Genomic DNA, 806 nt, shown 5'->3' with positions numbered 1-806 from the left:
CAAGCGTTTGACTACTTCGGTGGGGTCTGCCAGGTTGTTGTCCCAGATAACGCGTCGACGGCGTCGAATGCGATCAGCACTGCCGATAGGAATCGGAAGGTCAACGACACCTACCAGCAGTTCTTGGAGCACTACAACACAGCAGCACTTCCCACACGCGCGCGTCGTCCGAAGGATAAAGCAAATGTGGAAGCTGCGGTAAAGATCGTCACACACAAAGTCATCCACGCGGTTAATAGCCACCAGTGTGTTGATTTGGACGAGCTCAACGAAAAGATTGTGGGCGTCGTCGACGCAATCAACGCCTCCGTGCCGTTTCGCAGCCAGCAGTCAAGCCGCAGGGATCTCTTTGAAGAGTACGAACAGCATCTGCTTGCGGATCTGCCGGCAACCCCGTGGCAACACACCGAGTGGAAACGGGCAAAAGTGGCCCCGGATTTCCATGTCACGGTTGCAACAGTGCGCTACTCCGTTCCGCACCAGCTTGTTGGCCGCACTGTCGATGTGCGCATCACCGGCCAGATGTTGACCGTCTTTGACCAAGGGGCAACCGTGGCAACCCACCGGGTTTCACATAAGCGTGGGGCCTATGTCACTGACTACGAGCACATTCCATCTGGGATGGACTCCACCCGTGGACTGTGGACAAGCGACTACTTTTACCGCGAAGCCAGCAAAACCGGCCCGGCAACACGCAAGGTCATCGAAGAACTCATCGCGGCGAAAGCCATCCCGGCCCAGGCATACCAGTCCTGCCGAAACGTGCTGTCAATGGGCAAACATGCCAACAAACCAATCCTGGAAGA

General features: G+C 56.5%; 1 pseudogene. It reads left to right on the top strand.

Annotated features, from left to right (window positions below):
* Positions 1-806 (top strand): annotated as a pseudogene (locus HMPREF2604_RS01355) (DDE-type integrase/transposase/recombinase); the annotation flags it as partial.

Origin of the sequence: Corynebacterium sp. HMSC055A01 (genome assembly GCF_001809405.1) — a bacterium.
Classification (GTDB): domain Bacteria; phylum Actinomycetota; class Actinomycetes; order Mycobacteriales; family Mycobacteriaceae; genus Corynebacterium; species Corynebacterium hesseae.
This window is presented reverse-complemented; position numbering and strand designations above follow the sequence as displayed.